25 protein-coding genes are annotated in these 23440 nt (G+C 59.5%); 14 read left to right on the top strand and 11 right to left on the bottom strand.

All coding sequences use genetic code 11. From position 1 onward, the window contains the following. Nucleotides 1-96: 96 nt before the first annotated feature. Both ACR0BK_RS11075 and ACR0BK_RS11070 read right to left on the bottom strand, forming a co-directional pair. Complete coding sequence (locus tag ACR0BK_RS11075; RefSeq protein ID WP_480554676.1) at nt 97-594, bottom strand: hypothetical protein; 498 nt, start codon at nt 592-594, stop codon at nt 97-99. Between the two features lie 240 nt (nt 595-834). Continuing rightward, a complete protein-coding gene (locus ACR0BK_RS11070) occupies nt 835-1206 on the bottom strand; it encodes an OB-fold nucleic acid binding domain-containing protein (protein ID WP_480476508.1) in 372 nt (123 codons plus the stop codon). A gap of 127 nt (nt 1207-1333) precedes the next feature. Between ACR0BK_RS11070 and ACR0BK_RS11065 the strand changes: the two genes are divergently transcribed. Then, a complete protein-coding gene (locus ACR0BK_RS11065) occupies nt 1334-1657 on the top strand; it encodes a 2Fe-2S iron-sulfur cluster-binding protein (RefSeq protein ID WP_209504265.1) in 324 nt (107 codons plus the stop codon). Next, entirely contained in the window at nt 1657-2400 is a 744-nt protein-coding gene (locus tag ACR0BK_RS11060) for an FG-GAP repeat domain-containing protein (RefSeq protein ID WP_480554675.1), read from the top strand. The genes ACR0BK_RS11065 and ACR0BK_RS11060 overlap by 1 nt, the downstream gene beginning before the upstream one ends. Before the next feature lie 134 nt (nt 2401-2534). Here ACR0BK_RS11060 and purD read toward each other — a convergent pair whose 3' ends face one another. Further along, complete coding sequence (gene purD, locus ACR0BK_RS11055; protein ID WP_480516606.1) at nt 2535-3803, bottom strand: phosphoribosylamine--glycine ligase; 1269 nt, start codon at nt 3801-3803, stop codon at nt 2535-2537. A gap of 76 nt (nt 3804-3879) precedes the next feature. Here purD and xseA point away from each other — a divergent pair, with 76 nt between their 5' ends. Beyond that, entirely contained in the window at nt 3880-5364 is a 1485-nt protein-coding gene (gene xseA / locus ACR0BK_RS11050) for an exodeoxyribonuclease VII large subunit (RefSeq protein WP_480554674.1), read from the top strand. A gap of 3 nt (nt 5365-5367) precedes the next feature. Further along, nucleotides 5368-6009, top strand: a complete 642-nt coding sequence (locus ACR0BK_RS11045) for a glutathione S-transferase family protein (RefSeq protein WP_480554673.1) — start codon at nt 5368-5370, stop codon at nt 6007-6009. Here ACR0BK_RS11045 and ACR0BK_RS11040 read toward each other — a convergent pair whose 3' ends face one another. Beyond that, nucleotides 6010-6390 (bottom strand): hypothetical protein, encoded by a 381-nt coding sequence (locus ACR0BK_RS11040; RefSeq protein ID WP_480516600.1) that lies wholly within the window; start codon nt 6388-6390, stop codon nt 6010-6012. A 155-nt stretch (nt 6391-6545) separates the two neighbouring features. Here ACR0BK_RS11040 and ACR0BK_RS11035 point away from each other — a divergent pair, with 155 nt between their 5' ends. From ACR0BK_RS11035 to ACR0BK_RS11015, 5 genes are all read left to right on the top strand, one after another. Beyond that, the gene (locus ACR0BK_RS11035) at nt 6546-7184 is read left to right on the top strand and encodes a lysoplasmalogenase family protein (RefSeq protein WP_480554672.1); all 639 of its coding nucleotides are present in this window, start codon (nt 6546-6548) and stop codon (nt 7182-7184) included. 58 nt (nt 7185-7242) lie between these two features. Next, nucleotides 7243-8385 (top strand): signal recognition particle-docking protein FtsY, encoded by a 1143-nt coding sequence (gene ftsY / locus ACR0BK_RS11030; protein ID WP_480554670.1) that lies wholly within the window; start codon nt 7243-7245, stop codon nt 8383-8385. An 88-nt stretch (nt 8386-8473) separates the two neighbouring features. Next, entirely contained in the window at nt 8474-9376 is a 903-nt protein-coding gene (locus tag ACR0BK_RS11025; RefSeq protein WP_480554669.1) for an EamA family transporter, read from the top strand. 16 nt (nt 9377-9392) lie between these two features. Further along, nucleotides 9393-9998 (top strand): inner membrane-spanning protein YciB, encoded by a 606-nt coding sequence (locus tag ACR0BK_RS11020; RefSeq protein WP_480476490.1) that lies wholly within the window; start codon nt 9393-9395, stop codon nt 9996-9998. Nucleotides 9999-10111: 113 nt separating this feature from the next. Beyond that, entirely contained in the window at nt 10112-10780 is a 669-nt protein-coding gene (locus tag ACR0BK_RS11015) for a Crp/Fnr family transcriptional regulator (RefSeq protein WP_480476488.1), read from the top strand. A 218-nt stretch (nt 10781-10998) separates the two neighbouring features. On the opposite strand, the gene ACR0BK_RS11010 is transcribed toward ACR0BK_RS11015, so the two are convergent. From ACR0BK_RS11010 to rpiA, 6 genes are all read right to left on the bottom strand, one after another. Further along, nucleotides 10999-12492: a Do family serine endopeptidase gene (locus ACR0BK_RS11010; protein ID WP_480554668.1), complete on the bottom strand. Its 1494-nt coding sequence runs from the start codon at nt 12490-12492 to the stop codon at nt 10999-11001. 127 nt (nt 12493-12619) lie between these two features. After that, nucleotides 12620-12814 carry a DUF2065 domain-containing protein gene (locus ACR0BK_RS11005; protein WP_480554666.1) on the bottom strand — a complete coding sequence of 65 codons (195 nt, stop codon included), beginning with the start codon at nt 12812-12814 and terminating at the stop codon, nt 12620-12622. After that, nucleotides 12814-13710: a protease modulator HflC gene (gene hflC, locus ACR0BK_RS11000; protein WP_480476482.1), complete on the bottom strand. Its 897-nt coding sequence runs from the start codon at nt 13708-13710 to the stop codon at nt 12814-12816. Before hflC ends, ACR0BK_RS11005 begins: the two co-directional genes overlap by 1 nt. Beyond that, nucleotides 13710-14852: an FtsH protease activity modulator HflK gene (gene hflK / locus ACR0BK_RS10995; protein WP_480476480.1), complete on the bottom strand. Its 1143-nt coding sequence runs from the start codon at nt 14850-14852 to the stop codon at nt 13710-13712. Before hflK ends, hflC begins: the two co-directional genes overlap by 1 nt. A gap of 72 nt (nt 14853-14924) precedes the next feature. Beyond that, nucleotides 14925-16283 carry a glutathione-disulfide reductase gene (gor, locus tag ACR0BK_RS10990; RefSeq protein ID WP_480554664.1) on the bottom strand — a complete coding sequence of 453 codons (1359 nt, stop codon included), beginning with the start codon at nt 16281-16283 and terminating at the stop codon, nt 14925-14927. A 124-nt stretch (nt 16284-16407) separates the two neighbouring features. Continuing rightward, complete coding sequence (rpiA, locus tag ACR0BK_RS10985) at nt 16408-17196, bottom strand: ribose-5-phosphate isomerase RpiA (protein ID WP_209504279.1); 789 nt, start codon at nt 17194-17196, stop codon at nt 16408-16410. Between the two features lie 167 nt (nt 17197-17363). Between rpiA and ACR0BK_RS10980 the strand changes: the two genes are divergently transcribed. Genes ACR0BK_RS10980 through ACR0BK_RS10965 form a run of 4 tightly spaced genes read left to right on the top strand, consistent with a single transcriptional unit; the run spans nt 17364 to nt 20837 of the window. Beyond that, complete coding sequence (locus ACR0BK_RS10980) at nt 17364-18065, top strand: glutathione S-transferase family protein (protein WP_480554662.1); 702 nt, start codon at nt 17364-17366, stop codon at nt 18063-18065. A gap of 1 nt (nt 18066) precedes the next feature. After that, a complete protein-coding gene (locus ACR0BK_RS10975; RefSeq protein ID WP_480554661.1) occupies nt 18067-19440 on the top strand; it encodes an L-serine ammonia-lyase in 1374 nt (457 codons plus the stop codon). Between the two features lie 20 nt (nt 19441-19460). Continuing rightward, complete coding sequence (locus ACR0BK_RS10970) at nt 19461-19877, top strand: GFA family protein (protein WP_480554659.1); 417 nt, start codon at nt 19461-19463, stop codon at nt 19875-19877. A 45-nt stretch (nt 19878-19922) separates the two neighbouring features. Beyond that, nucleotides 19923-20837, top strand: coding sequence for a DMT family transporter (locus ACR0BK_RS10965; protein WP_480554658.1), 915 nt, complete (start codon nt 19923-19925; stop codon nt 20835-20837). On the opposite strand, the gene ACR0BK_RS10960 is transcribed toward ACR0BK_RS10965, so the two are convergent. Beyond that, nucleotides 20782-21489 (bottom strand): thiamine diphosphokinase, encoded by a 708-nt coding sequence (locus tag ACR0BK_RS10960; protein WP_480554657.1) that lies wholly within the window; start codon nt 21487-21489, stop codon nt 20782-20784. The genes ACR0BK_RS10965 and ACR0BK_RS10960 overlap by 56 nt on opposite strands. A 207-nt stretch (nt 21490-21696) precedes the next feature. Between ACR0BK_RS10960 and ACR0BK_RS10955 the strand changes: the two genes are divergently transcribed. Continuing rightward, on the top strand, nt 21697-23316 hold the full coding sequence (locus ACR0BK_RS10955) for a hypothetical protein (protein ID WP_480554656.1): 1620 nt from the start codon (nt 21697-21699) through the stop codon (nt 23314-23316). Nucleotides 23317-23440 lie beyond the last annotated feature (124 nt).

Raw genomic sequence — 23440 nt, 5'->3', positions numbered from 1 at the left:
CAGTTATGGCCCGCTTTGTCCCCGTACCAGGTTACTCCGCCCCGCACCAACACGACCAGCACCCCCGGCAGCGAATCCTTGGCGCGGGGCGACCTGTCAGCGAAACTGGAATTCAGGTTCCGCGGGGAAAGACATGGATATGCCTGTCCAGTGCCCATTGCGCAGCCTTGCAACGTTCCGCCCGTCAACACGCATCCGGGTTGTCAGGACAAATGCGGCCTGCCCTTTGTTCGCTCCGGCTTTCTGGGCTGCGCCGTCAGAACGCTCTGCCCTTTCGAAAAGCATCCCATCGGGTTTTGCCGACCGCCGGGACCGAAAGCTCGGGACCAAATGCGGCTTTCGATCCGCTTTCTCCGCCGAGCGCGACGCCTCTATCCGCTTGAGTTGCTGCAACTCCGACCGAAGCCTTTTTGCAGTCTCAACCTGCCTGCGTTCAAAGGAATAAGCGCTCAACGCCTCATCGATCATTCGGGCGGTATGAACATATCCCGCTGAACGCGTGAGTTCCGAGAGCTCAGCCAGACGGTCGGAAATCCGGCTTTCGTCCAGAGAGACGGTATTTTGGAGCGATCCTTGGTGTGTTGCGTTGGGCATCCGAACTGACTCTGAAAAGACGTTGAGTGATGCGCAATCCGGCCCGAGCTTTGACACAAGCCGATGCGCAAAGATGCGTGTCACTACTCGCCCGGTGCCAAAGAGTCGACCATCCCGCGTTCAAGTGGCGGAAAAGCGCCTTAATCGCGCATTTGGGGCATAGAAAACATATCGCCCGCCCTTCAGGCGCGGGTTTGCGGCACTGCGACGGACAATGTCGGATTGATCCGCACAGCAGGCCTAACCCTGCCCCTGCACCAGCAGGTCCAGCATGCCCGAGATATCCTCGATCTCTTCCGCGATCACATGGGTCACCGAATGCGCCCGCTGCATCCGGCCCGTCACCTTCAGCAACCGCCCCGAGATCACCGCACGGCGGAAGCGTTCGTAGATTTTGCGCCAGACCACCACGTTGACGATCCCGGTCTCATCCTCAAGCGTCAGAAAGATCACGCCTTTGGCTGTCCCCGGCCGCTGCCGCAAGATCACCAGCCCGGCCACGGCCACACGCGCCCCTTCGGGCGGGGCCTCCAGCTGGGCGGAGGGCAGACAGGACGGCGGTCGCGGCCAGTCCCGGTTTGAAATCGCGCGGTGAAAAGGGGCAGTAAACATAAGAACAAAAATAGAACAAAATACAGGAAAGTCCAGACACGGCGCAAGGAGTCGCAAATGAGGCTGGAAACACCTAACTCCCTTCACTAAGGAAGGTTTCGAACATCGCAAAAGGAAGACGCACGCAATGGCAAAGATCACCTATGTCGAGCATGGCGGTACCGAGCACACTGTCGAGGTCGCCAACGGACTGACTGTCATGGAAGGGGCCCGAGACAACAATATTCCCGGCATCGAGGCCGATTGCGGCGGTGCCTGCGCCTGCTCGACCTGCCATGTCTATGTCCACCCCGACTGGGTCGAGAAGATCCCGGCCAAGGACGACATGGAAGAGGATATGCTGGATTTCGCCTATGAGCCCGACCCGGCCCGCTCGCGCCTGACCTGCCAGATCAAGGTGACCGACGCGCTGGACGGTCTGATTGTCCAGATGCCCGAAAAGCAGATCTGATGCTGTCCAAAGCGCCGCGTCAACCCGCCCGCCTGTGGCAATGTCGGGTGCGCAGCGCTTTGCTCCCTTTTGGCATGTGGTGCGCGCTGCCAATCGCTGTCCCGGCGGACACCATCACCGACGCTCGCTTCACGGAACCAACCACGCGATACGCGCATGGTGTTTTGGGCGACAACATCGAATACGGCGCACTAGAACTTGTGGTCAATGACACAGTCGTAACGGTTCGCCTGCCACAGGACCGTGTATTCGAAGACCTCGCGCCGCGTCTGGCAGACATCGACAGGGACGGCGCGGTTGAAGCAATTGTCGTTGAAACGCAGGACACAACAGGCGCTCAGCTTGCGATCTACAACACCGCTGGCGAAAAAATCGCGGCCACACCTCATATCGGCGCACGTTTCCGCTGGCTCGCCCCGGTCGGTGCTGCTGATCTGGATGGTGACGGCAATATCGAAATCGCCTATATCGACCGTCCCCACCTGGCCAAAACCCTGCGGATCTGGCGCTTCAAAGATGGCGGCCTGACCGAAATCGCCGCTTTGCCCGGCCTGACCAACCACAAGATCGGTGAGGATTTCATTTCCGGCGGCCTGAGGAGCTGTGGTGAACCCCCTGAGATGATCCTTGCCAGCGCCGACTGGTCGCAGATCATCCGTGTTTTTTATCAAGATGGCTGGCATCTGACGGACCTGGGCCCGCTCAAACACCGCGACAGTCTCACATTAGCCCTGAAGTGCTGATCCGCCTCTTCATCTGGCCAAAAATATCCTGGGGGTGAGCGGTTGAAAGGAAATCGTCCAGTGGACGATTTCGACCCCGAACGCGCGCAGCGCCGGGAGGCCGCGAGGCCGAGGGGGCAAAGCCCCCTGCCCGATCATCCCTCCAAAGCGCGCCAGCCGATATCGCTACGATAGAACCCTTCGGGCCAATCCACGGCATCAACCATCTGATACGCCCGGTCGCGCGCCTCTTGCAGCGTTTTTCCGCGCGCGGTCACGTTCAGAACGCGCCCGCCGACGGCCTGCACCTGCCCCGCAGCCTCGCTAGTGCCGGCATGAAACACCATATTGCTGCTGTCCTCGGGCATGCCGTCCAATCCTTTGATGACCGTGCCCTTCTCGTAGGTTCCCGGATAACCTTTAGCCGCCATCACGACCGTCATCGCGTGATCATCAGCCCAGTTGACTCGCATCTCGCCCAGCCGCCCTTCGGCGGTGGCATGCAACAGGTCCATCGCCTGCGCACCCAGACGCATCATCAGGACCTGACATTCCGGGTCCCCAAAACGGACGTTGTATTCCACAAGGCGCGGCTGGCCGTCCTTGATCATCAGCCCCGCATAGAGAATTCCCTGAAACGGTGTGCCCCGGCGCTTCATTTCAGCAATGGTAGGGCGCACGATTTCTTCCATCGCGCGCGCTTCAACTTCCGCGCTCAGAACCGGCGCCGGAGAATAGGCACCCATCCCCCCGGTGTTCAGGCCGGTATCCCCTTCGCCCACCCGCTTGTGGTCTTGTGCCGTGCCGATGGACAGGATGTCTTGGCCATCGCACAGAACAAACAAAGACGCTTCTTCGCCGTCCATAAACTCTTCGATCACGACCTCGGCCCCCGCGCCACCAAAGGCACCTCCGAACATGTCGTCAATGGCGTCAAGCGCCGTGTCTTCGTCCATGGCCACGATCACGCCCTTGCCGGCGGCCAGACCATCGGCCTTGACCACGATGGGCGCGCCCTGTTCGCGGATATAAGCCTTGGCGGGTTCGGGCGCGGTGAACCGCGCATAAGCGGCGGTGGGGGCATGTGCCGCGTCGCAGATTTCCTTGGTAAAGCTTTTCGAGGCTTCCAGCCGGGCCGCTTCGGCAGACGGTCCGAAAACCAGCACCCCGGCTTCGCGCAGGCGATCCGCCACTCCTGCTGCCAAGGGAGCCTCGGGGCCGACAATCACGAAATCAATCGCGTTTTCTTCGGCAAAGCTGACGACGGCCCCGCCGTTTTCGATATCCAGAGCGGCACAATCCGCGATCTGAGCGATCCCGGCATTGCCCGGCGCCACGATCAGACGGTCGCATTTGGGGTTTTGCATCACCGCCCAGGCCAGACTGTGTTCGCGCCCGCCGCTGCCGAGAATAAGGATGTTCATGGGGTCGTCTCCGATCTGCTTGGCCTCGCCTGCGCGGCGTTCTAAGCTGGGTGAGCATTTGAAACAAGGCGCTGAAATGTCCGACCTGCTTGATGACCCGATTCCGGGCCAAAACACCCCTGAATACACGGTTTCCGAGGTCTCGGGCGAGGTAAAACGCACGCTGGAAGGCGCGTTCGGGCGAATCCGCGTGCGCGGCGAAGTTGGCCGCGTGTTCAAGGCCCGATCCGGGCACCTGTACTACGACATCAAGGACGACCGGAACGTTTTGGCCTGCACGACATGGAAAGGTCAGGTTTCCAGCCTCTCGGTCGTGCCAGAGGAAGGGCTGGAGGTTGTCGTCACCGGTCGCCTGACCGCTTTTGGCGCGCAATCCAAATACAACCTGAATGTCGATGAAGTTGCCGTTGCCGGTCAGGGCGCGCTTATGGCCTTGCTGGAAAAGCGCAAGAAACAGCTTGAGGCCGAAGGTCTGTTTGCGCCCGAGCGTAAGAAGCCCCTGCCGTATCTGCCGCAGATCATCGGCGTTGTGACATCGCCTTCGGGCGCGGTGATCCGTGACATTCTGCACCGGCTTCGGGACAGGTTCCCGCGCAAGGTGCTGATCTGGCCCGTAGCCGTGCAGGGCGCAAACTGCGCCCCCGAGGTTTCCCGCGCCATCGACGGGTTCAACCAGTTTACACCCGGTGGCGCACTGCCCCGTCCTGACCTGATCATCGTGGCCCGTGGCGGTGGGTCGATCGAAGATCTTTGGGGCTTCAACGAAGAAAGTGTCGCGCGCGCCGCCGCCACATCGGAAATACCGCTGATTTCGGCCGTCGGGCATGAAACCGACACGACCCTGATTGATTTCGTCTCGGACCGCCGCGCGCCTACACCCACAGCTGCGGCAGAGCTGGCCGTGCCGGTCCGCATCGAACTGCTCGCCTGGACCGGAGAGCAAGGCGCCCGTCTGTCGCGCGCGGCAACGGACGCGGTGCAGCGCCGTTCGCAAAGGCTGCGCGATTTGTCCCGCGCCCTGCCGCGCCCTGACAGTCTGTTGAACTCCCCCAGACAACGCCTTGATTTGATTGCAGATCGCCTGACCCCGGCTTTGACGCGAGGAGTACAAAACCGTCGCCTGCAAGTGGTGGAACTGTCGGCTCATCTGCGCCCGTCAACTCTGCGCGGTCTGGTCTCGGCCCGGCAGGAATCACTGCGCAACCTGTCTTCGCGCCTGTCCCTGCGACCGATTCAACGCGAGATCGGCCAGCATGCTCAAAACCTTGCCCGGCTTGGTGACCGGCTGAACGCGGCGCAGACCACGCGGCTGGATCGTCTGAAACATCAGCTTGAGGCCACCGACCGCCTGCGCGAAACGCTCAGCTACAAGGCCACGCTGGAACGCGGATATGCTGTGGTCCGCGCAGATGGGAATGTCATCACGACCAAAGCCGATGCCGCGAAACATACGGCGCTGGACATCGAATTCGCCGATGGCATTCTTGGCACCGGGACAGCCGCAAAGCAGCCCAACCGGAAAACCAAACCGGATGCACCAGGTCAGGGATCGTTGTTCTAAGCCATGCTGACAATCTGGGGCCGCAAAACGTCATCGAATGTTCAGGCGCTGATGTGGTGCGTCGGAGAGCTGGGGCTGCGCTTTCATCGCCACGATGCAGGGCACCGGTTCGGTGGGCTGGACACCGATGCCTTTCGCAAGCTGAACCCGAACGGCACCATCCCAGTACTCCAGGATGGTAATCACCCACCGCTGTGGGAGACCGGCGCAATCCTGCGCTACCTGGCGAATGCCTATGGCGGGAATGCGTTCTGGCCGCGCGACCCAGTCCAACGGGCCGAAGTCGACAAATGGGCGGAATGGGCCAAGATCAACATTGCGATGGATTTCACGGTACCCGTGTTCTGGCAGGTTGTGCGAACTGCTCCGGCGCAGCAGGACCAACACGCGATTAAACAGGCCGTTGCCGCACTGGAAAGCAAACTGGCACTTGCCGATACCCGGCTATCAGAAAACACCTACCTGTGCGGGTCCGATCTGACGCTGGCCGATATTCAGCTGGGACATATCCTTTATCGCTATTACGACATCGCCATATCTCGCAGGGTCCTGCCCAACCTGCGGCGCTATTACGAAAAGCTGACAGAAAGACCTGCATATCAGGAGCATGTCATGCTCAGCTATGATGAGCTTCGGGTGATTTAGTCAGACACCGACGTCGGGGCCATAACACACCATTTCTTCACCGATATCTTCCGCCTCGTACAGCTCGGTCGCCTGCGGGTCACCTTCAAACTGCGCGACGAGGCCACCGCCGGATCGCGTAAAGACCCAGCATTGCGGATCAAACCGGTCTTCGTAGATGAAACAAATCTGCTCTTCCTGCTGATACCAGACACCTTCCTTGCAATCGCCATCCAGAAAAGACCAGATCACGCGGCGGTTGGGCAAATAGCGTTCGACCCCGTAGACCTGCCCTTCGAACCCGTAAAACAGGGTCTTGCCCCGCGTATAGGTGTCGAATTCGGGGCCGGACAAAGGGGTCTGGGCCACAGCGGGCGGTGCGGCAAAACAGGCGAGAATCATTAGCGCTCGGAACATACGCCCATTGTGTCAGATGCGATCCGGCGACGCCATTCACCCTTTGGCCGAGGGTTGGCGAAACACGCTTAACTCCACGTAAGCGCTTGATTATTTGCCCCACTCGGGATGATGGTATTCGAAAACCGCGGTGAGGTGACATGACAACCTTTCTCTTCTGGATCGCCCTTGGCTGCGCATTGGGATACCTGCCCCTGACGGTCCGACCAGCCAGTTCCTTGCGCACTGTGCTGAAAACCGCCTCGGTCGCCGTGTTGGCAGTCATTGCGGTTCTGCAGGGCGGCCCATGGATGCTGGCCGTTGCGCTTGCACTGTGCGCGACCGGGGACGCGCTGTTGTCGCGTGAAACGGATGCCACGTTCATGGCTGGTATTGCCGCTTTTGCCGCCGGGCATCTGGCCTATATCGCCTTGTTTCTTTCGCATCCCGCCAGTTCCGCCAGCCTGATCTGGGACGCCCCCGCGATCGTGTGGTCTCTGATCATTCTGGGCATTGTCATGGCCACCTTGCTTGCCTCACGGGCCGGAGATCTCAAAGGCCCTGTTCTGGCCTATATACCGATCATCCTTGGCATGGGGATCACCGTGCTGGCGCTGCCCCAGACAGGTGCCCTGCGATGGGCGTTTCCGGCTGCAATCGCCTTCATCGCGTCCGACCTGATCCTTGCAACGGAAAAGTTCCTGCTGCCTGCGAACCATCCCGCCCACAAGCTGACTCCCTATCTGATCTGGCCGCTCTACTGGGGCGCGCAATTTGGGTTCGTCTTCGCTTTTGCGTGACCCTTTGCAACTGCCGCAAATCCGCATTAGGTGAAAGGAACACCTGCGGAGACCAAATATGGCGTTTTTCTCAAAGCTAAAGGACAAGCTGTTCAAATCCTCATCCCGCCTCGAACAGGGGCTGGACGCCATCGTCGAGGATGGTGGCGAGGAAATCGCCGCACCCGACCCAGTCCTCCCCGAACCAGAGCCCGAGCCGCAACCGGTCCCGGAAATTCCGGCCCCTGAACCGGCGCAGGAACCGTCTGAACAACCTGCCCCCGCGCCGGCAGACCCCAAGCCCATTGCCCCACCGCCGGAAATTCCCGAATCCAAAGGCATCCTGAACCGCCTGTTCAGCCGCGGCGGCGACGCCACTGAAATGCGCCGCACGCTGGATGACGACATGCTCGAGCAGCTCGAAGAGCTGCTGATCGCTTCTGACATGGGCGTCGACACCGCCCTCCGTGTCACCTCGAACATGGCCGAGGGGCGCTTTGGGCGCAAACTCTCGACCCGGGAAATCAAACAGCTTTTGGCGCAGGAAGTGTCCCGTGTGATGGAGCCCGTGGCCAAGCCACTGCCGATTTACCCCAAACGCCCGCAAGTGGTGCTGGTCGTCGGTGTCAACGGCTCGGGCAAGACCACGACCATCGGCAAACTGGCCAGCCAGTTCAAGCAGGCTGGAAAAAAAGTCGTCATCGCCGCCGGTGATACCTTTCGTGCTGCGGCCGTCGAACAGCTGCAAGTCTGGGGCGACCGCGCCGGGGTTCCGGTTCTGACCGCGCCCGAGGGCTCGGATCCCGCCAGCCTCGCCTTTGACGCGCTGACCCGGGCACAGGCCGAAGGCGCGGACCTGCTGATGATCGACACCGCCGGACGCCTGCAAAACCGCACGGATCTGATGGAGGAGCTGGCCAAGATCGTCCGCGTCATCCGCAAGGTTGACGAGACCGCGCCGCACAACACCTTGCTGGTCCTCGATGCCACCACAGGCCAGAACGCGCTGAGCCAGGTGGAAACTTTCCGCAAGCTGGCCGATGTCTCGGGCCTGATCATGACCAAGCTGGACGGAACCGCCAAGGGCGGCGTGCTGGTCGCTCTGGCCGACAAGTTCGGCCTGCCGATCCATGCAATCGGGGTGGGAGAGCAGATTGATGACCTTGCCCCCTTCGACCCCGAAGAATTCGCCGCCGCCCTGACCGGGCTCGACAAGGGCTGATCCGCCACTTCATCTGGCCCTAAATATCCTCGGGGGTGTGGGGGCAGACAGCCCCCACCCCTTTCCGCCCGGCAAAAGGTTTGCGTATTTGAGCGACTGGCTGATCTCACTTGAAGGCACCGAAACCGGTCACCAACTGGCGCTGGCACTGGCGTTGATGGCTGCCTTCCTGCACGCCGCGTTCGGGGCGCTGCAGAAAGGCCGCCATGATCCATGGCTGTCCCGCGGTGCCATTGACGCCAGCTATGGCCTGATGGCCGCCCCGTTTGCCTTTTTTGTGGTGCCTTGGCCTGAACCACATATGTGGCCGATCTTCGCCCTCGTCTGGCTGATCCACATTGCCTACAAGACGCTGCAGGCCGCGGCGTACACCAAGGGGTCCTACACGGTCGTCTATCCCGTCGTGCGCGGGACAGGCCCGCTGTTTACGGTCATTGGTGCCTATCTCCTGTTCGGTGAAACATTCTCGACCGTGCAGTGGCTGGGCGTCGCAACCCTGCTGGCCGGGATATTTGGCCTGGCCGCCTATAATTTCCGGTTTCTCGAAACCAACCGGGACACACTGGGGATTGCGCTGGTCCTGGCGATCATTACGGGCCTGTTTGTAGCGCTTTACACCACCTATGACGCTTATGGCATACGCGCCACCGCCGACCCGTTCACATTTCTGGCCTGGTTCTTCATGATCGACGGCGCGGCGATGCCGGTCTACGCCTTCCTCAGATGGCGCGCGATGACACATCGCCCTGCACCCGGCCCGCTGATGCTGCGGGGTCTGGCTGGGGGCATCATCGCGCCTTTGTCATTTGGGTCGATCATGCTGGCCACACGGCTGGACAAAGTCGGTGAAGCCGCCGTGCTTCGCGAAACCTCAACCGTCTTTGCGGCGCTGATTGGCTGGCTTGTCCTGAAGGAGACCGTTGGCCCAAGACGCATTGCATTGATGGCATTGATTGCACTCGGCGCCGTAATAGTTGAAATGGGCGGGTAAGCAGCAGGACATACCGATGACAGGCAAAAAAGATATCAACCCATTTCTGAAACAGGTGCTGGAGCTTGGCCCGCCGCTGGCCTTCTTCTTCATCTACCTGCGCTTGCGTGATGACAGTTTTCTGATCGGTGGCACCGAGTATTCCGGCTTTATCATCGCCACGATTATCTTCGTCCCTTTGATGCTGGGGGCAATGGGTATCCTGTGGTATCTGACCGGCCAGCTTAGCCGGATGCAGATTTTCACGGCCTTCATGGTCATTTTCTTTGGTGGCCTGACCGCATGGTTCAATGACGAGCGGTTTTTCAAGATGAAAACCACGCTTGTCTATGGCCTGTTCGCCCTGATCCTTGGCATCGGGTTGCTGCAAAAGAAATCTTATCTGGCCTACGTACTGGATGAATTGCTGCCGATGAAGCACGAAGGGTGGATGATTCTGACGCGCCGCCTTTGCGCCTGTTTCGCCGTTCTGGCCGCCGCAAACGAGTTTGTCTGGCGCACCATGTCGACCGACCTTTGGGTCAAAATCGAAACCTTCGGATTTCCCATCGCGCTGATGGCCTTCCTGATGCTGCAATTCAGCATCCTGCAACGCTATATGGACGACCCGGAACAGAAATAGCTGTCCTGACGTCGCAATACCTGCAAAACAAACAAAATTCTTGGCTTAGCCGCCGAGCTATGGGAAGTTGTGCCACCACCCACACTCACACCTTACCCAAGATCGGTGTATACATGACGGCCTTTCCCACCAGCGGCTTCCTTTCGGAGGCCTCCGACGGGCTTAGAGAGATGCTTTCGGCGCAGGCGACCGACATCTCGCTGGCTCAAGGCGAAACCCTATTCGAACAGGGCGATGAAGGCGATTCGCTCTACGCCATTCTGGAAGGCACGCTTGAAGTGTCCTTTCTGGCGATGAGCGGGCGAAAGCTGACGCTGACCCTGATGCGCCCTGGCGAAGTCTTTGGCGAAATTGCACTGTTTGACAACGGCCCGCGCACGGCGACTATTGCGGCGGCCGAGCCATCGCGCGTTTTGCGCGTACGTCGCAATGACGTCATGAACCAGATCAGAAAACAGCCTGATCTTGCCGTGGATCTGATCCGGTTGGCCGGGGTGCGTATGCGATGGATGGGGTTGCAGCTGAACGAGCAGGTCTTTTTGCCCATGCCCATTCGATTGGCCCGAAAGCTGTTGCATCTGTCGGAATTGCAGGACGACCCAACGCAGCGCATCACCCTGTCGCAGAGCGAACTGGCCGAATTCGTCGGGGCCACACGCGAGGCCGTTTCCAAGACGATCTCGATCTGGAAACGCGACAATATTGTCGAATCCTCGCGCGGCGGATTGCTGATTCAGGATTTCGACGCTTTGCGGGAACTGGCCGATTCCGAACTTATCTGACCCAGTGTGATCTGGTTCACATACGAAGAGGTCGGCGTTGACCTAAGGTGAAGTTGTTACCGTAGGAGGTCAGAGAATCATCCCCGATATCTGTCCACTGATCTCTCCCTGTATCTGAGCCATACGCAATTACCGCGTATGGCTCATTTTCTTTCTGCATGCCTCTTCAGGTGTTCAGGCAATGAAAAAGGCCGGGTGCTTGTCCCGGCCTTTTCTAATCACTCTTCCAGGCTTAGCGCCACAAATCGCGGCTCGCCCCCCCTGCGGACCAAAAGCAGCAGGGATTTCCGCCCAGCCTCTCGCGATTGGTCCATTCGGGCCTCCAGATCCGCGATGGTTTCCACCTTTTGCTGACCCGCTTCCGTAATCAGGTCACCCGCGCGCAACCCTTTCGCGTAGGCTTCAGACGCTTCGTCGACATTCGAAATCACCAGACCTTCGGCATCTGCATCCAATCCCATATCCGCGCGCAGCGTATCTGTGAGCGGGGAGATGGTCAGCCCGAGAATATCGGCGTTTTCTTCGACCGGAGCATCTTGCGTTTCTTCTTCGTCATCTTCTTTGCTTTCTGCGTCTTCGCGGCGTCCCAGCGTGACCAGAATTGTCTGCGTGCCGCCATCGCGATGCACAATGACCCGGACAGCTTTGCCGACTTCTGTTTCGCCAACCTGACGGACCAGACCACGGGTGTCTTCGACTTCGACACCGTCAAAGCTGATGATCACGTCGCCTGCTTTCAGACCGGCCTCCTGGGCGGGGCCTTCAGGAACATCGCTGATCAGCGCGCCGCCGGGCTTTTCCAGCCCCATGGCCTCGGCCATGTCCTCGGTCACGTCCTGAATGCGGACACCCAGCCAGCCGCGCCGGGTTTCACCAAACTCGCGCAGCTGATCGACAACCTTCACTACCACGTTCGACGCCATCGAAAAGCCGATGCCGATCGAGCCACCGTTGGGCGACAGGATGGCGGTGTTCACGCCGATCACTTCGCCGTCCATGTTGAACAACGGACCGCCCGAGTTGCCCCGGTTGATCGCCGCATCCGTCTGGATGTAGTCGTCATAAGATCCGCTGAGCGCCCGGTTGCGGGCGGATACGATACCAGCGGATACAGAAAAGCCCTGACCAAGCGGGTTGCCCATGGCAATAACCCAATCACCCACACGCGCCACGTCGCTGTCGCCGAATTGCACGTATTTCAAGGGGCCGGACGCTTCGACCTTGAGCAGCGCGATATCGGTTTTCTCATCGGTTCCGATGACCTTGGCCACCAGTTCTTTTTTGGGCTGCCCGTCGCCGGGGAAGAATTCTATGAGGATTTCATCAGCTTCCGCAATGACGTGATTGTTGGTGACAATAAAGCCATCCTCGGAGATCACAAAACCCGACCCAAGGGCGTTGCTGCGTCGGGGCGGGCCGTTGTCATTGCCGCCGTTGCGATCCTGAAACTCGCGAAAGAAATCCTCGAACGGAGACCCCTCGGGCACGATGCCCTGCGGACCTGTCTGACCTTCGATCAGGGTGCTTGTGGTGATGTTCACCACGGCCGGGCTGATCTTTTCCGCCAAGGGCGCAAGGCTTTCGCTTCTGGCCTGAGCGGAAACCGACTGCGCCAGCACAAGCAGTGTACCAGCAAAGGCCAGCCACATTAGCCGCATCCAAACACTCACGTCGTCCCATCGGACGGATAAACTGCGCGCTTTTGCCTGCACTTGAGCTCTCCTTGTCGACAATCTTGCCAAGGCCTGTATCGGCCTTTCTTAGTTTCCAATGTAGTCAGTTTAACCCGGTGAGCAACTCGGGATCGCAGCGAAATCACCCGCACGTGAAACCGCCCCGTCAAAAGCCCAGTTGATATGCCCCCCAGAGCAGGATCAAACCACTGGCAACACAAAGCAACCCGGCCAGACGCCGGGCCTGTACGGGCATGGCGCGCAGCGCCTCCAGCATCCGTTCGATAAGCGAAGGGGCCAGCGCATAGGCCAGCCCCTCGACAATCAGTACCAGCCCGAAGGCCAGAAGGATCATGCCCATTATTCAGAGACCGGAGCCGCCGGAACACTCCGCCCTGTGGGTGAACCCAGGTAATTGAAAAACTCGGAATCCGGGCTCAACACCAGCGAGCTGTTACCGCCTTGCAGCGCATTCTGATAGGCCGTCAACGAGCGATAAAATTCAAAGAACTCCGGATCGGCGCTATAAGCTTCGGCAAAGATCGCGTTGCGTTCGGCGTCGGCTTCACCGCGGGTGATCTCAGCCTCACGGCGCGCATCCGACACCAGTTCAACCACAGTCCGGTCAGCCTGCGCGCGCACACGTTGCGCCGCCTCGTTACCACGTGCGCGTTCATCTGTCGCTTCACGTTCCCGCTCGGCCTTCATCCTGTCAAATGTGGCCTCAAGGTTGGCCTGCGGCAAGTCGGTCGCTTTCAGGCGCACGTCGATTACGGTGACGCCTAACGCCTGCGCTTCGGCAATCGCGCTATTTCGAATCCGCAGCATCAAGGCTGCACGGTCCGAGCTGAGGATGTCACGCGAGGAAACCGAACCCAGTACTTCGCGGGTTTCAGCACGCAGAATGCGGTCCAGACGATCCTCGGCCACCGGGATACCACCGACGCCAACGGCCTGACGGAACTGTTCCAGATCAGAAATTCGATAACGCGCAAACGCATCAACCACCAGACGACGATCATCCAGCGGAGTAACTTCCAGCGGGTGGACATCGATGGACAGGATGCGGTTGTCATAGCGCACTACTTCTTGAATCACCGGTATCTTGAACGCCAGACCTGGCTCCTCCTTCACCGCGACAACGCGGCCAAATTGTAAAACCAGAGCACGTTCGCGCTCGTCCACGATGAAAATCGAGGAAAGAACACCGACTACCGCGATGAAAACGATCGGCAAAATAAATGTCGTCTTACGCATCAGTTGCTCTCCCCAGAAGGACTACGGCGCAGCTCATTCAGCGGCAGGTAGGGCACGACGCCCTGCCCTTGTCCACTCGAACTCGGGTCTAGAATGATCTTGTCGACGTCACCCAAAATCTGTTCCATCCGCTCCAAGTACAGACGCTTGCGAGTCACGTCCGGTGCCTTGGAGTATTCTTCCAGAACCGCGCTAAAGCGGCTGGCCTCACCCTGAGCACTATTGATTTGTTGGGCGCGGTACCCTTCAGCCTCTTCCAGAATCTGTGCGGCTTCACCACGTGCCTCGGCCAGCACACGGTTGGCATAGGCGTCTGCCACGTTCTGCAACCGGTCACGTTCTTGCGCGGCAGCCTGGACATCGCGGAAGGAGGCGATCACGTCCTGTGGCGGGTCGGCTTTGTCAAAGTTGACGCGAATGATGTTCACACCCGAATCGTAGCTGTCCATTGTATCCTGAATCAGCACCTGCAAACGGTCGGCGATTACACCGCGATCACGGTTAAGGATCGGTGCAAGCTCGCTTTGCGCAATGATCTCACGCATCGCGGATTCGGACACGGCTCGGATCGTCTGGCGCGGATCACGCAGATTAAACAGGTACTTGGCCGGGTCGTTGATGTTCCAGACAACCTGATAATCTATGTCGACCACATTCTCGTCGCCGGTCAGCATCAGGCCATCGTCGCTACCACGCGCGCCACCCATGTCTTCGTTCTGTTCGCGGGTCACCGGAATAACCTCGGCGGTTACAAACGGCCATGGCGCAAAGTTCAGGCCCGGATTGCCGACGGCCGAGAATTCACCCAGAAACAGTTCGACAGACTGTTCTTCGGGTTTGACAGTATAAAAGCTCGCAAGCCCCCAGACTACTGCAGCTGCAACAAGGCCAATCGCAACTGTGCCCTTGGTAAAGGCCGGACCGCCACCGCCCTGACCACCGCTACCGCCACGGCCACCGCCGCCACGGCCGCCCATGAGGACGCGCAGCTGTTCCTGGCCTTTTTTCATCAGTTCATCGATCTCGGGAATATGCGGGCCATCGCTTTCGGGAGGCTTGCGCCCGTTCCCGTTGTTACCCTGATTTCCTCCGCCACCGGATGAGCCTCCGCCCCCCCAGGGGCCGCCGCTGTTGCCCGCCATATGTATCTTTTCCTTCGTTTTGGACCGTGTGATCACGGGTTCCCTTGTAACCTGTGTGCGCGCGCTTGCAAATCAAGCCGTGCGCACAGGTTGCCGCATTGTCACCAGTTCTTCGGCCATGACCGGGTGAACTGCAACCGTGCGGTCAAAATCTTCCTTGGTCGCGCCCATCTTTACGGCGATTCCCGCCAGCTGGATCATCTCGCCGGCACCGGGGGCGACAATATGGCAACCCAGCACCTTGCGCGTGGCCTGAGAGACGATGAGTTTCATCAGTACCCGCTGCGTGCCGCCAGCAAAGGATTTCTGCATCGGCTTGAAAGATGTGGCATAGACCTCGATCGGTTCCTGTTCCGCTGCCTCTTCTTCGCTTAGGCCGACAGTTCCCATCTCGGGCTGAGTGAAGATCGCAGTCGGGATCAAGTCGTGATCTACCGGTGTCGGATTGCCTTTGAACACGGTTTCCACAAAGGCCATCCCCTCGCGAATCGCGACCGGGGTCAGGTTCACCCGGTCGGTCACATCGCCAATGGCAAAGATCGAGGGAACGGCGGTCTGGCTGTATTCATCCACGATGATCTCGCCCTTACGGCCGCGTTCAACGCCCAAAGCCTCCAACCCAAGGTTATCGGCATTCGGCGCACGGCCCGTGGCATACATCACCACATCAAAACTCTGCTCGGAGCCGTTGGTGGCCTTGACCCAGATCTTGTCGCCCTGCTTTTTCATCTCAAGCACATTGGTGCCCAGATGCAGGTCGATGCCGTTCTGGCACATTTCTTCGCTGATCAGTCCACGCGCCTCGTCATCAAAACCCCGAAGGATCTGTGCGCCGCGATAGAACTGAGTCGTCCTGACCCCCAGCCCGTTCATGATCCCGGCAAATTCACAGGCGATATAACCGCCCCCTACGATCAGGATGCTTTCTGGCAGCTTGTCCAGGTGGAATATCTCGTTCGACGTAATCGCCAATTCCGAGCCCGGAAAATCCGGAACAACCGGGCGACCGCCAGTAGCGATCAAAATGTGTTTGGCGGTTTTGCGGGTTCCATCGGCCAGCTCGACCGTGTGGGCATCCACAAGGCGCGCACGCTGGTCAAAGCTTTCGACTCCGTTGTTCTTCAGGATATTGCGATACACCCCTTCCAACCGATCAAGCTCGGCCACCAGCTTGCCGTGGAAGGTGTTCCAGTTGAACGCGCCGGGCTGAATGTCCCAGCCATAGGCCTGTGCATCCCCGACCATGCCCGAGTATTCGCTGGCAAAGACCATCAGCTTCTTGGGCACGCAACCCCGGATCACACAAGTGCCGCCATACCGGTCTTCTTCGGCCAGCGCGACCTTGGCGCCGGTTTCACCCGCCGCAACACGCGCCGCGCGGACCCCGCCCGAACCTCCGCCGATGACAAAAAGATCATAGTCAAAGCTCATGCCGGGTTCCTTCGTTCAACTTTCAAAATTCTCTGGATATCTGGGCGTAAAAAAGCCTGTGCCAACCCCCGACGCGGAAAATTCGAACTTTCATAGCCACTTGCCGAACGGAACTGCACGAAACTCAGTCCGAAAAATCGGAGAACAGATTGTCGCGCGACCCGCTGAGCAGCTGATCCAGTTCGACCGTGCCCGCGTTGATATCCCGCAGCTCGACCCGGCCATCGCCATGGCCGATCACGACCTTGTCGCAGATGTCGATGAACAGGCCATTTTCCACAACACCGGGCACCTGGTTCAGGATCAGCGCCATCTGGCGCGGGTTGCCGATGCGCTTGAGGTGCAGGTCAAGGATGTGGTTGCCCTCATCGGTTACAAACGGGGCCTCACCATTCATGCGCAGCGCCGAGGACGTTCCAAGTACATCCATTGTATCCAGGGCTTCCTCGATCAATGTGCGCGTTGTCTGCCAGCCAAAGGGAATGACCTCGACAGGCAGTGGAAAGGCCCCCAGAGTTTCAACTTCTTTGCCTGCATCGGCGATGACGATCATCTGATCGCTGGCCGTGGCCACAATCTTTTCCTGCAAATGCGCACCGCCGCCCCCCTTGATCAGGTTCAGGTCCTGATCGAACTCATCCGCGCCGTCGATGGTCATGTCCAGCCAACCGGCCTGATCCAGTGAAATGACGTCAATACCAACCTCGCGGGCAAGCTGCGCCGTGCGGGTCGAGGTTGGAACACCCTTAATCCGCAGGCCGTCTTCGCGCACCCGTTCACCCAGACGGCGCACCAGCCAGGCGGCTGTCGATCCTGTGCCAAGGCCCACGCGCATCCCGTCTTCGACCATGTCGGCGGCACGGTACGCGGCAACATATTTCGCGGTGTCGATTGGCGACAGATCTCTGGTCATAGCAGCTTTCCCAGTTTATTCTGACGGAGTTATAGGGAATGCGTCAGGCGACTGCGACCCCATTTTGCGATCCGACAGGCGTTAAGATGTCTCAGGACTACGCGTTTCCTGTCGGAAAAGTCGCAATCATGTCTTACACCCACATCTTTGCGCTGTAAGTTGCGCGCATGTTGACCCCGTACCGCCTGCACTATGCCCCTGACAACGCCTCGCTGGTGATCCGGCTGGCGCTGGACGAGATGGGCGTAGCTTATGAAACCGTGGTGGTGGACCGCCGCCAGAACGAGCAGGACAGCGACGCGTACCGGTCGCTTAATCCCAACGGGCTGATCCCGGTACTGGAAACGCCGCAGGGCCCGATCTTTGAAACCGCGGCGATCCTGCTTTGGCTGACAGAGCGCCATGGTCAACTGGCCCCGGCGGCGGATGATCCTGAACGCGCCGGATTTCTGAAATGGCTGTTCTTCGCGTCCAACACGTTGCATGCGGATCTGCGCATCCTGTTCTACGCTGAAAAATACATAGACGCCTCACAGGCCGACACGCTGCGCGCGGGCATCCGACCCCGGTTGCAGCAGCACCTGCGGCTGCTGGATGCGCTGGCGCAACGCGGACCTGAGTGGTTTCGCGCAGGTGTCCCATCGGTTCTGACCTATTATGTCGCCTGCATGATGCGCTGGATGGCCCTGTACCCAGTAAGTGCTGACCGCAGCTGGTATCAACAGGCCGACACGCCGCATCTGCTGAAAATGCTTCTGCACCTTGAGACACGCCCTGCCACCCGTTCGGCAATCGCTGCGGAAGGTTTGGGCGTTACACCCTTCACATCCCCTACTTACGCTAATCCCCCGGAAGGCTCGGCTATCTGATATGTTCCTATCTGTCTTCGATATGTTCAAAGTGGGCATTGGCCCGTCTTCATCGCACACAATGGGCCCGATGGTGGCCGCGGCGCGCTTTCTGGACATGATGCGCGCGTCCCCCTTTGAATTTACCGGTCTGAAAGGATCGCTGCACGGCTCGCTTGCCTTCACCGGCGTCGGCCACGCGACCGATCGGGCGACCATTCTGGGTCTGGCGGGCTTTGTTCCCGACACCTATGACAACGAAAAGGCCGAGGCCGCGCTGGCCGATATCGCCCGCACGCACACCGTAACGCCCGAAGGCCTGCCGACGCTTCAGTTCGATCCCAAGGCGGATCTGATCTTTGACTACGACAACAATTTGCCCGGGCACGCCAACGGGATGATCCTGATGGCCACCGACGCACAGGGCGATGTGATCCTGCGGCAGGTGTATTATTCGATCGGCGGCGGTTTTGTCCTGACCGAGGAAGAACTGGCCGAGGGGAAAGATACCAATGAAGGCGACCCGGTCCCGTTCCCATTCAAATCCGCCGCAGAAATGCTTGAGATGGCCAAATCCAGTGGCAAGACCATAGCCGGGATGAAGCGCGCAAACGAGATCGCGCGGGGCTGCGCCGACAGTTTCGCGAAAGGATCGGCCCGTTTGTGGGACGTCATGAATGCCTGTATCGAACGTGGCTTGACCACTGACGGCATCCTTCCCGGCGGTTTGAAAGTGCGCCGCCGCGCGAAAGGCATCTATGATGCGCTGATGGCCGAACGCGGCATGAACCTGACCGCGCCGCACACGATCAACGACTGGATGAGCGTCTATGCCATGGCGGTCAACGAGGAAAACGCGGCGGGCGGGCAAGTTGTCACTGCGCCCACCAACGGGGCCGCAGGTGTTCTGCCCGCTGTTCTGCGCTACTATCTGGACCATGTACCGGGCGCGTCCGAAAGCCATATCGAGGATTTCCTGCTGACCGCAGCGGCCATTGGCGGGTTGGTGAAGTACAACGCCTCAATCTCGGGTGCCGAAGCGGGATGCCAGGCCGAAGTTGGCAGCGCCGCCGCCATGGCGGCAGCCGGGCTTTGCGCGGTGATGGGCGGAACCCCCGAACAGGTGGAAAATGCCGCCGAGATTGCGCTGGAGCATCATCTGGGCATGACCTGCGACCCCGTTGCCGGGCTGGTTCAGGTTCCTTGTATCGAACGAAACGGGTTAGGCGCTATAAAAGCAGTTTCAGCCGCCTCACTGGCCTTGCGCGGGGACGGTCAGCATTTCGTGCCGCTGGACGCGGTGATCGAGACGATGCGCCAAACCGGCCATGACATGCATGAGAAATACAAGGAAACCTCGCTGGGTGGTCTGGCTGTGAACGTACCGAACTGCTGAAACAGAAAGCGAGGGGCGACATGCGTGGGCATTGTCTGTGCGGCAAGATCCGGTTCGAGGTCGACCCTCCGGTACTTTCATGCGTCACCTGCCATTGCGACAGTTGCCGCCGCCAATGCGCAGCGCCGATGACAACGTATTTCGGAGTTCGCGATGGTCATTGGCGGTGGATCGGTGAAGAGCCCAAGCGCTTTAACTCCTCTCCCGGTGTCGAGCGCAGCTTCTGCCCGCATTGCGGCACGCCGATGTCCTTCCGGTCAACCGCCATGTCGGATGTGGTGCACCTATATGTGGCGACGCTGGGCGCTCCTGAAGCGCTGGAACCAACGTTGCATGTCGCGCATGAAGAAAAGCTGAAATGGCTGAAATTGGAGGATGTTTTGCCTACCTGCAACGGGCCGGATTACACCAAGGTTCAGCCCCTGCCCGACCGCTGACAACAGCGCTTCCCTCCGCGTCGCGAAACAGTTAGCGTCGCGCTCATGACTCAGGACAGACCCGTCTTTGGCATCTTCTTGATGTTTGGTTTTTGCGTGCTCGCGCCCTTGGGGGATGCGATGGCGAAGCTGTTGGGCGAGACCACACCGCTGGGTCTGCTGGTCATGGTCCGTTTCGCGGTGCAAGCGGTGATCCTGATCCCGCTGGTTGCGGTGACCGGGCGACCCTGGCGGATGCGCGGACGCATCCTGCGGCTGACCCTGCTACGGACGCTGCTGCATATCATCGGCATTTCGGCCATGTTCAGCGCGCTGCAATTCCTGCCATTGGCGGATGCCGTTGCAATTGCCTTTGTCATGCCATTCATCATGCTGCTGCTGGGCAAATATGTTCTGGAGGAAGAGGTCGGTTCCCGCCGTCTTGCCGCCTGCATCGTCGGGTTCATTGGCACGTTGCTGGTCATTCAACCCAGCTTTGCCGAGGTGGGTGCACCTGCGTTGCTGCCACTGATCGTTGCCGTGGTCTTTGCCTTGTTCATGCTGGTCACCCGGCAAGTCGCGAAAGAGACCGACCCGGTGTCGTTGCAGGCTGTGTCCGGCGTATTTGCGACAGTCCTTCTGGCTCCGGTCCTTCTGATTGGCACGCAAATGAACATTCAGGAGCTCTCGATGACCCTGCCGTCCAGCGATTTGAACTGGCTGCTGATTGCGATCGGGGTGTTGGGTACGGTCGCGCATCTGCTGATGACGTGGTCGCTGCGCTATGCGCCCTCTGCCACATTGGCCCCGATGCAGTATCTGGAAATCCCGGTTGCAACCCTGATCGGATGGGTGATTTTCAGCGACCTGCCCGATGGATTGGCTGCGGTTGGCATCGTCATAACCATTGCCGCAGGCCTGTATGTCATTCTGCGCGAGCGGGCCAGCGCCCGGTCCGCCCCGACAGAAACACCTGCATAAGCGGATCAAGCGCTGCGCGCGGGATCATCACCAACAGGCCCGGCCCATCCATCTTTAGCTCGACAGGCGCCAATGCGCGGTTGGATGTTCCCACCTGCCCGTCCGGTCGAAAAGCCAGATCGTCAATCGGCCATTCCAGCCCGGTACTGCGCCCCGTCACGGGCTGCATCGGAAACAGCGAGACCACATCGCCGGGTGCAACCGGCAGCTTGATCTCTGGCGGCGCGTGAAAAACCAGTTCACGTTCGCCCAGCAATATGCAGGCCTGATCCTGCCGCCGGACCAGAACGTTCAGAACGGCCAGTTGATGATCAAGTCGCCCGCCAAGAAACCCGGCCCCAAGAACCAGCGGAGCGTGCAGATTGCGAAGAGCCTTGTCGAAATCGGTGCTGTCCTGTTCGCGGATGGCAAACAGGCGATCCGCGGGAATTTTCGCTTGCGTCGCTTTGCTCAGAGAATCGAAGTCACCAATCACCGCATCGGGAATCCGGCCTGATTCTGTCAAAACGTCCGCTCCGCCATCGGCGGCAACGACCGAATTGACGCGATTCAGCACCAGATTCAGGTCTCCAGATCCGATAAATCCACCTCCGAACAGCCCAATTGGATCGGCAGAGCGTACAATTGGCTTGATTTTCCTAAGATTGGCCATTTTTCCCGGATTTGGACACATTAAGACCACAAAATGATAGGTTCATGCATAAAGTTCAGAGCCTTCGTGTGCTCCCGATTCCGGGTAAGTGGGCTCTCGTAGTTTGTAAAGGACGTGCGTCTGATGGTACAGAATAACAAGGTATTAACCGTTTCATATGGAACCTTCTCCTGCACTTTGGAAGGATTTGATGATTCCTTTGAAACGATGAAAGCCATCGCCGAGTATTTCCGCGATCTCGCAGCGGATGACCGCTACTTCGGCTCAGAACCCCCGCAACCGGATGCCGAAATGCTGACCCGCATCGCCCGGCGCGATGCATCACAGCGCGTCGAAGCCCGTCAGAACGAATCCGGCCTGTTGCTGCGCGCCACTCAGACCACCGAAACTCCTGTCGCTGCTAAAGAACCGGCCCCGCACACGGCCGCTATCAAGGCTGCCGAAACTCCCGCTCATGTTCAGCCGCATACGGCCCCCGCGCAGACCGGGTTCGCCGAGGCAGAACCTGTCGCGGACACCCCGCCCCCGGCTGCTGACAGCATCGCGGCGAAACTGCAACGCATTCGCGCAGTCGTCTCTCATTCCGACGTGCCCGCTGCCGAGTATTCCGAAGACGAAGAGTCGCCGCTGCTGGCCAATACCGCCCCCCCGGTAGATGCTGTGGCCGCTGCGTTTGAGGCCGGTGCGCTCAGCGCAGAAGACTTTGCCGAACCCACTGAGCCTGAAGCCCAGGAAACCGAAGAGCCTGCAGCGCCTGCGATTGATGAGTTGCAGGATCAGGAAGCTGAAGAACCGCAAGCGGCTGAGACAGCAGAAGCGCTGATCCCCGAAGCTTCTGAAACTCAGATCGAAGAAACCGTTGACTTGCAGGCGCCCCTGACCCCCCAGCCCCTGCATATCGACGAAATCGAAGACGCGCCGGTGGCGGATCAGTCCGCTGCCGAGCCTTTGTTCGCTGATCTTGAAGACGTTGCCGAAGACGATTTCGACGAAGAAGATGCCCCCAACATCCTCAACGTTGAAGACTTAGCAATTGAATCCGACGATGAACCGGTCGAGGAAGACCTGACGCAGGGTGTATTGACGGCAGAAGACGAAATGCACCTGTTGACCGAAATTTCCGAGATCGAACAGCACCTGTCCGGTCGTTCGAGCCAAAAACTGGCTGACGATGCGGATCCCGATCAGGATATGTCGCGCCTGATGGCAAAGACCGGCGAGCATATGGATGACCCCAGCAGCAGCGATGCGCGCGAAACCTATTCGCACCTGCGCACCGCCGTCGCAGCCACCGAAGCCGACCGCGACGGTCAGGCGCGCTCGAAAGAGGCGGCCGACCGGGAATACCGCGGCGATCTGGCATCCGTGGTCAGCCCACGGCGACCCGAAATCAAGGTAACCAGCATGCGTCCGGCACCGGAAGCTCCGGCGCCACTCAAGCTGGTGGCCGAGCAGCGCGTGGATGAACACGGAACATCCGCAAGTCCGGTCTTGCCACGTCGCGTCACCGCAGACCAGGAAGCAACCGGATCAGAGGAAGGCGGTTTCGCACAGTTTGCACAGGAACAGGGTGCGCAATCGCTGCCTGATCTTCTGGAAGCGGCTGCCGCCTATCTGTCCTTCATCGAAGGTCAGGAGCAGTTTTCGCGCCCGCAGCTGATGAACAAGGTGCGTTCGCTGAAACAGGACGAGTTCAATCGCGAAGAAAGCCTGCGTTCTTTTGGGCAGTTGCTGCGCGATGGTAAAATCGAGAAAGCCGGAGGCGGGCGTTTCGCGGCGTCCAACCTGATCGGTTTTCGCCCCGACGACGAGCGTGCCGTAGGCTGATCACACCGGAAGGTTCACAAGCAAGGCCGGGGTTTGCCCCCGGCCTTTTTGCTTTTGCAATTGGACCATACGCCTGCCTTGAATGGCAAAGCCCGCGCGTTTCGACTGTTACCAGACGGTCGTC

Source organism: Ruegeria sp. AF1 (genome assembly GCF_056542125.1).
This window is presented reverse-complemented; position numbering and strand designations above follow the sequence as displayed.